This is a genomic window from Ideonella azotifigens (assembly GCF_006519715.1).
GTDB lineage: Bacteria > Pseudomonadota > Gammaproteobacteria > Burkholderiales > Burkholderiaceae_C > Ideonella > Ideonella azotifigens.
The window spans coordinates 1-7,690 of the sequence record NZ_VIDT01000236.1 but is presented as its reverse complement, the minus strand read 5'-3'; the positions used below and the strand labels follow the sequence as shown (position 1 = coordinate 7,690).

Annotated in this window: 7 protein-coding genes; 6 read left to right on the top strand and 1 reads right to left on the bottom strand. The window is 67.0% G+C overall.

The features are described 5' to 3' along the window. The first annotated feature begins 280 nt into the window (after positions 1-280). From FKP22_RS15260 to FKP22_RS15245, 4 genes are all read left to right on the top strand, one after another. Positions 281-1,384, top strand: coding sequence for a PDDEXK nuclease domain-containing protein (locus FKP22_RS15260; RefSeq protein ID WP_141288327.1), 1,104 nt, complete (start codon positions 281-283; stop codon positions 1,382-1,384). Positions 1,385-1,477: 93 nt separating this feature from the next. Further along, the gene (locus tag FKP22_RS15255) at positions 1,478-2,578 is read left to right on the top strand and encodes an S-(hydroxymethyl)glutathione dehydrogenase/class III alcohol dehydrogenase (protein WP_141288326.1); all 1,101 of its coding nucleotides are present in this window, start codon (positions 1,478-1,480) and stop codon (positions 2,576-2,578) included. 2 nt (positions 2,579-2,580) lie between these two features. Continuing rightward, positions 2,581-3,477 carry an S-formylglutathione hydrolase gene (gene fghA / locus FKP22_RS15250; RefSeq protein ID WP_310733334.1) on the top strand — a complete coding sequence of 299 codons (897 nt, stop codon included), beginning with the start codon at positions 2,581-2,583 and terminating at the stop codon, positions 3,475-3,477. Then, positions 3,474-4,223 carry an SDR family oxidoreductase gene (locus tag FKP22_RS15245; protein WP_231011935.1) on the top strand — a complete coding sequence of 250 codons (750 nt, stop codon included), beginning with the start codon at positions 3,474-3,476 and terminating at the stop codon, positions 4,221-4,223. Before fghA ends, FKP22_RS15245 begins: the two co-directional genes overlap by 4 nt. A 174-nt stretch (positions 4,224-4,397) precedes the next feature. On the opposite strand, the gene FKP22_RS15240 is transcribed toward FKP22_RS15245, so the two are convergent. Then, entirely contained in the window at positions 4,398-5,246 is an 849-nt protein-coding gene (locus FKP22_RS15240) for a hypothetical protein (RefSeq protein WP_141288324.1), read from the bottom strand. A gap of 525 nt (positions 5,247-5,771) precedes the next feature. Between FKP22_RS15240 and FKP22_RS15235 the strand changes: the two genes are divergently transcribed. Continuing rightward, complete coding sequence (locus tag FKP22_RS15235) at positions 5,772-7,223, top strand: hypothetical protein (protein ID WP_141288323.1); 1,452 nt, start codon at positions 5,772-5,774, stop codon at positions 7,221-7,223. Between the two features lie 243 nt (positions 7,224-7,466). After that, positions 7,467-7,690 (top strand): hypothetical protein (locus tag FKP22_RS15230; RefSeq protein WP_141288322.1); only part of this gene is annotated, 224 nt, incomplete at its 3' end.

The window sequence follows — 7,690 nt, the reverse complement described above, 5'->3', positions numbered from 1 at the left end:
CACAGGGGTCGGCTCCGGCAAGCCCTGGTCGGCCAGCGCACGCAGCAGGGCGGGCGCCAGGCCCAGCGATTCAAAAGACATCCGGCGCCCTCATCAAGATTCGGCGGCCAGTGTATGCGGGGCGTCCGGTGTAGCCCCAAATCGGCCCGCGGGTTTAGCATCCGCGGGTGTTGCCAACCCCCGCTCGTCTTGCTTCAATGCCTTGCCGCTCGCTCAGTCACAGTCCGAACCAAGCCGACCTTCACGGGTTGCTTGTCCGCCAGCGCAGGAAGGCCTGTCGGTGAGCCGGCACCAGGACGCGCTCAACAGCGAACCTGCGCAGGCTGAACTGCTGGCGCGCATCCAGGCCATCTGGCATGGCGCGCGCGCGCAGGCGGCGCGGTCGGTCAACTCGGCGCATGTGCGGGCGAACTGGTTGATCGGCCAGCAAATTGTCGAGGCCGAGCAGGGCGGGGCCCAACGTGCGGGTTATGGCCAGGCCCTGCTGAAAGGGCTCGCGGCCCGTCTGGGCGCCGAGCTTGGCAGCGGCTTTTCGCTCACTGCGCTGAAACACATGCGCAGCTTTTACCTCGGCTACCCTCAGCTGCTGGAGAAAGGTCACGCACTGCGTGACCTTTCCGAGCCGACGGATTGGCGCCCCGGCCAGCTTCACACCGCATTGGCGTGGACACACTATCGCGCCTTGTTGAAGGTGGCGCGACCCGAGGCGCGCAGCTTCTACGAGATCGAAGCGGTTCAAAACGCCTGGTCTGCCCGGCAACTGGAGCGGCAGATCGCCTCGCTGCTGTTCGAACGTCTGGCCAAGAGTCGCGACAAAGCCGGCTTGCTGGCGCTGGCCAGCGAGGGCCTGATTCCGACACAACCCGCCGATGTCATCAAGGACCCCTACGTGCTGGAGTTCCTGGACCTGCCAGAAGTGCCGCGGCTACAGGAAAACCAGCTGGAAGAAGCCTTGATTTCCCAATTGCAGAGCTTCCTGCTGGAGTTGGGCAGTGGTTTCGCTTTTGTGGGCCGCCAAATGCGCCTGACGCTGGATGGCGACCACTTCTACCCCGACCTGGTTTTCTATCACGTCAAGCTGAAATGCTACGTGGTGATCGATTTGAAGGTCGGCAAGCTGGACCATGCCGACCTGGGGCAGATGCAGCTGTACGTGAACTGGTATGACCGTGAATTGCTTGGCGAAGGCGACAACCCGACCATCGGCCTGATCCTTTGCACCGAGAAAAACGACGCGGTGGTGCGCTACGTGCTGGCCGAGCAAAGCCGGCAGATCTTTGCCAGCCGCTACCAGCTGTACCTGCCCACCGAGGCCGAGTTGCAGAACGAATTGCGCCGCGAATTGACGACGCTGGTCCAGGTCGATGCAGAGCGAGGTTCGTGACGCCATGACTTGCCCCGGCCAGCCGCTATGCTTTGTTTCAGACTGCAGCTCGCCGCCTGAGTGGCGACTGCTTACCTTATCGAAAGAACACCCATGAAAACTCGTGCAGCCGTGGCCTGGCAGGCCGGCCAACCCCTGACCATCGAAGACGTGGACCTCGAAGGACCGCGCGACGGCGAGGTGCTGGTCGAGGTCAAGGCCACCGGCATCTGCCACACCGACTACTACACGCTCTCGGGCGCGGACCCGGAAGGCCTGTTCCCGGCCATCCTCGGCCATGAAGGCGCGGGCGTGGTGCTGGAAAGCAAGGTGCCCTGGCTGAAGGCGGGTGACCACGTGATTCCGCTCTACACGCCTGAATGCCGGCAGTGCAAGTTCTGCCTCTCGCGCAAGACCAACCTGTGCCAGGCGATTCGCTCCACCCAGGGCAAGGGCCTGATGCCGGACGGTTCCAGCCGCTTCTCCATCGGCGGCAAGCCCATCCTGCACTACATGGGCACCAGCACCTTTGCCAACCACATCGTGGTGCCCGGCATCGCGCTGGCCAAGATCCGGCCGGATGCGCCGTTCGACAAGGTCTGCTACATCGGCTGCGGCGTGACCACCGGCGTTGGCGCGGTGCTGTTCAGCGCCAAGGTGGAAGCCGGTGCCAACGTGGTTGTCTTCGGCCTGGGCGGCATCGGCCTGAACGTGATCCAGGGCGCCAAGATGGTGGGGGCCGACAAGATCATCGGCGTGGACCTGAATCCGGCCCGCGAGGCGATGGCGCGCAAGTTCGGCATGACGCATTTCCTGAACCCCAAGGACCACGAGAACATTGTCGATGCGATCGTGCAGCTGACCGATGGCGGCGCCGACTACAGCTTCGAGTGCATCGGCAACACCAAGGTCATGCGCCAGGCGCTGGAGTGCACCCACAAGGGCTGGGGCCGCAGCATCATCATCGGCGTGGCCGAGGCGGGTGCAGAGATCAGCACCCGGCCGTTCCAGCTGGTCACCGGCCGGCACTGGGAAGGCTCGGCCTTCGGTGGCGCGCGTGGCCGCACGGACGTGCCCAAGATCGTCGACTGGTACATGGACGGCAAGCTCAACATCGACGACCTGATCACCCACAAGCTGCCGCTGGAGCGCATCAACGAAGGCTTTGACCTGATGAAGCGCGGCGAGTCCATCCGCGCCGTGGTGGAGTTCTGACCATGGCAGTGCAAGGCAACATGCAGCTGGACGAGTTGAAGCTGGTCAGCCATCACCTGAGCTTTGGCGGCGAGCAGCGTTTCCAGCGCCACCAATCGCGCGAGATCGGCCTGCCCATGGGCTTTGCGCTGTACCTGCCGCCGCAGGCCAAGCCGGGTGCCACGGTGCCGCTGCTGGTCTACCTGGCCGGGCTCACCTGCACCGAAGAGACCTTCACGATGAAGGCCGGTGCGCAGCGCTGGGCGGCCGAGTTCGGCATCGCGCTCCTGATGCCAGACACCAGCCCGCGCGGCGCGGGCGTGCCTGGCGAGGCCGAGGCCTGGGACTTCGGCGTTGGCGCCGGTTTCTACCTGGATGCGACCGAGGCCCCATGGGCCACGAACTGGCGCATGGAAAGCTACCTGCTGCGCGAACTGCTGCCCGGCGTGCGCGCCGAGCTGGCCGCGCTGGGCATGAACGCTGGCCGCACCGGCATCTTCGGCCACTCGATGGGCGGCCATGGCGCCCTGACGCTGGCGCTGCGCCACCCCGGCGAGTTCGCCAGCCTGTCGGCCTTCGCACCCATCTGCGCGCCCAGCAACTGCGCCTGGGGCCGCAAGGCCTTCACCGGCTACCTGGGGGCAGACGAAAGCAGCTGGGCTGAACACGACGCCAGCGCACTGATGGCCGCCCAGACCAGCCCTCCGCACCCGGCCGGCATCCTGATCGACCAGGGCGAGGCCGACCGCTTCCTGCTCGAAGGCCAGCTGCAGCCCGAAGCCTTCGAAGCCGCCTGCCTGAAGTCCGGCCAGCCGCTGGCCCTGCGCCGCCAGGCCGGCTACGACCACGGCTACTACTTCATCCAGAGCTTCATCGAAGACCACATGCGCCACCACGCTGCGGCGCTGTGCGCGCCGTGACAACCCGGATCGCGCTTGTCACCGGCGCCGGCAGCGGCATCGGCAAGGCCTGCGCGCTGGCCTTGCTGTCGGCCGGCTGGACGGTGATCTTCAGCGGCCGCCAGCAGGGCACGCTGGAAGCAGCGTTTGCTGGCCACCCTCAGGCCGCGAACGCGCTGGCGCTGCCGATGGACGTGACCGATGCGCTGTCGGTGCAGGCGCTGTTCGACCAGATCCGCGAGCGCTTCGGGCGGCTGGACCTGCTGTTCAACAACGCCGGCGTGTTCACCGCCGGCGTGCCGCTGGAGGCGCTGCCGCTGGAGGCCTGGCAGGCGGCGGTGAACACCAACCTCACGGGAGTCTTCCTCTGCACCCGCGAGGCCTTCCGCATCATGAAGGCCCAGGTCCCACGCGGTGGCCGCATCATCAACAACGGCTCCATCTCGGCCCACGCGCCGCGACCGAACTCCATCGCCTACACGGCGACCAAGCACGCCATCACCGGCCTCACCAAGAGCGCTGCGCTGGACGGCCGCGCCTTCGACATCGCCGTCGGCCAGATCGACATCGGCAACGCCGCCACCGACATGACAGCCACGATGGCCCACGGCATGCCGCAAGCCGACGGCAGCGTCAAACCCGAAGCCCGCATGGACGTCCAGCACGTCGCCGAAGCCGTGGTCCAGATGGCCGCGCTGCCGCTGAACGCCAACGTGCTGAACATGACCATCATGGCGACCGGCATGCCGTTTGTGGGGCGGGGTTGAGCCGCTGTTGGCTTGCCCCAGGATGCGGCTTCACGCATCCTCCACACAGAAGACGATGACTCGCGTTCGCGCGATGGCGGCATTGACAGCTTCCTGATAGCTTCGTGGCCGCGGATGGGCCTGCAATGCGATGCGGCGCCCCATGCCTAGAAGAACCACCCGGGCCATGCCCGGTCACCAGGGAGGAATGTCATGAAATTGCGTGGCTCGCGCAGGGGTGCGAACGGTTGCGTAGGCGCGTCGGCGGCCAACCTGCGGGTTCTGTCGCTGCTGCCCTTGTTGCTTGCGATCAGCATCCAGCAGGCACACGCGGAGTACGTGAGCGAGCAAGGTGCACCGGGCAAGACTGGCCAAGCTGGTTCGGCAGGCGGTGGTGGCGGTGGCACTGGTCAGACCGGCAGGGCCGGCATGGCCAGCGCCACCGGCGGTGACGCGAGCAACACGGCGGATGCCCACGGCGGAAGCGGTGGCGCCGGCGGTTCCGGCGGGGCGGGAAGCGCATCTGTCCAGGGCGGCAAGGCGGGCAAAGGTGGTAATGGTGGCGCAGCCAATGCCACTGTAACGGCTGCGCAGGCGGAGGGTGATGCAACCGCCATGGCCCACGCCGGTGGGGGCGATGGTGGTGCCTCGGGCGCGCCTGGCAGTAATGGCGGCGCTGGCGCCGGGGCCGGGGCATCCGGCGGCCACGGCGGTGTGGCCAGCGGCGTAGCCTCTGCTATCGCCCATGGCGACGGCGCGGCCACGGCATCTACCAGTTTTCACGGAGGCGTTGGAGGCGGCGGCAACGGCCGCGGCAACATCGGTGGCAACGGCGGTGTTGCCAGCAGTGGCAGCGCACATGCCGCTTCTGATAGGGGCGTCGTGACGGTGAGCCTCGAAGCTGATGCGGGCCATGGCGGAGCGGGGGTGAATGGTGCCGGCGGTGGCAAGGGCGGCAATGCTGCGCTTGCCGATGCCGTGAGCGGTGTCACCGAGGGGGCTTTGGTTCTGACTCAGACCGCAGTGGGCGGCAACGGCGGCCACGCTGATACAGGTGTGGCCGGCGCGGGGGGCTCTGCCAACAGCATGCTGAGTTTCAGCGATAGCAGCCTCGGTAGTCGCACCGTGATGGTTACTGCCCACAGCGGCGCTGGCGGTGGTGCCAGTGCTGGTCAAGCCGCCGCCAGTGGGACCGCTAAGGCCGTGGGCGAGATCACTACCGCTGGACCATTGCTCCTCTCCGTTGGAAGCTTTGCCGACAATGGTGGTTCAGCCGAGGCTGATGGCAACGGGGGCAATGGGGGGGCGACCAAGGTCCAAGGCATTGCCCGGACGATTGGTAACAGCGCGGTCTCGGTGGGGATGGGTGCCATCGGTGGCGGCGGTGGCAATGCCATTGGGCCTGGCCATGCGGCGGGTGCCGGGGGCGCGGCTGAGCTGCTGAAGAGCAGTGGTGCGAGTGATACAGGACAGGTGGACATTGCCGCCAATTCATTCGGCGGTTCGGGTGGCAGTGGTCTTAGTGGGGCTGCTGGCGGCCAAGGTGGCAGCGCCAAGATCGAGAATGCCGTGAGTGCTTCGACCAATGGCGCAATCAGCTTCGGCCAAACGGCGCAGGCCGGAAACGGCGGCGATTCGGACACAGGTCGGGCGGGCAATGGAGGTGACGCCGGTCTCAGCCAGACTTACCAGACCAGCCAAGCCAGCGAGCTGCACACGGACGCCTACGCCTTTGGCGGCCACGGCGGCCACACGGACGCCGGTGTGGCGGGCACAGGCGGGGCGGCCAGCCTGGTCCAGACGCTGAGCAATACCCGGGTGGGCGGGACGCTGAACGCCCGAGCAACGGCGCAAGGTGGTAACTCGGCCGGTGGCGCGTCAGGCGGCGCTGCCTCGGTGAACTTGACTGGTACAACCGCGACGTATACAGCCCTGCTCGGCCAAGCATTTGCCGGCGACGGGACCTGGCAGGGCAACGCTTCTGCAACCGTTACCGCCAACACCACGGCGGCGGGCGGCAGCGCTACTGCTTCTGCCTCAGCAGTCGGCTACGTCGCCAATGCAACCGCATTGACCACCGGTCTGGGTGCCGCCAGCCTACGGTCAGATGCCTATGCCACCGGCAACAGCGGCGGCGCTGTCGCCACCAGCACCGTGACCAGCGGCGACACCAGGATCACCGCCAGCGCCGGTGCGACCGCCGAGGGCGGTGTGCACAGCCAGGCCGTCAGCACTTTCAACAGCAGGGCGGGGTTCCTGGGCAGCAGCGAAGGCCTGCAGGCCTTCGCTTACAGCAACGGCAACCCAGGCAAAGGCGCCTTGAACGCTGCACTGAGCGGCCGTCCCAATGTGACTGCGGCCTTGCGTGGCGGTAGCGTGCTGGGACTTGGTAGCTTGGGCGCGAGCTACGGCAACTATGCAAAAGGCAATTGCACCTACAGCGCCAGCGCGACCTACAGCTTTTCTCTCGCCAGCAGCAGCAACCTCACGCTGGGCCTGCTGGGCATGACAGCCCACAACGATGGCTTCACCAGCATGAGCTTCAGCGTGGTCAGTGGCGCGACCACCCTGGTCAGCACCAGCTTCACGACGCTGGCCTCGGCGCAGACCTATTTCACCGACCACCCGTTGTCGCTGGGCAGCTTCACCGCCGGCGCCAACAACCTGGTGCTCAGCTTCAGCCTCACGGCCAGCGCGGCCAAAGGCGCGGACATCGGCTACGTGCTGTCGGCCAAGGCCACCGGTGCGCTGGCGCCGGTGGCAACTACCAGCATCACCGCCGGTACCGACAGCGCGCGCCGGGCGCCGCTGCTGGTGGCGCGCACGGACCGCGGCCTGGGCTTCAAGACCAGCCTGGTGACGCTGCGGCCCAGCCTGGACGGTGCCGCCTTTGTCAGCCGGCTGAGCCCGCGGGCGGAAGTGGCCGCCGCGGTAGATGGCGAAAACGGCTCCGCTCGCAAACGGCAGGTATTGCCGGTGTTTTCCGTGGGCGCGGCCTTGCACGGCGCCGACCGGCGCTAGTACGTCATCCGGGCGACCCAAGTGACAACCCGTCCCCGCAATAGGGGACGGTGCGGGGCCAATCCCCACCCTGGGGGTGACGCTTGGCGGGGGCAGGGTGGCAGCATCCCGGCCCGGGCAGGAAAGAGATGGCGGCAGCCAGTTTGGTGAGCCGCGTTGTCATGCCCACGAATCGCCTGAACGAGGATTGCGTCCGGGACCGCCCGGCCGCTTTCGTTCGTTCGCTCTCGACAAGGAATGACCATGTCACGTCGCCCCCTCAGCTCTGCCGGCGCCCCTGCCGGCGCATCTTCGTTTTCCGTCTCTTCGGCCCACCGTGCCTTGCGCCTGGGCTCGGTGCTCGCGCCGCTGGTGCCTTTGCTGCTCAGCGCGGCCATCCAGCAAGCCTATGCGGTGACGGTCAATGACAGCGGCACGGCGGGCACGCCCGGCAGCAATGGCGCCACGCCCGGGGCTGCCGGTGGGGC

Bases quoted from the DNA above. Each gene is read 5' to 3' on its own strand.
- FKP22_RS15255 (WP_141288326.1), top strand. From the start codon at position 1,478: ATGAAAACTCGTGCAGCCGTGGCCTGGCAGGCCGGCCAACCCCTGACC.
- fghA (WP_310733334.1), top strand. From the start codon at position 2,581: ATGGCAGTGCAAGGCAACATGCAGCTGGACGAGTTGAAGCTGGTCAGC.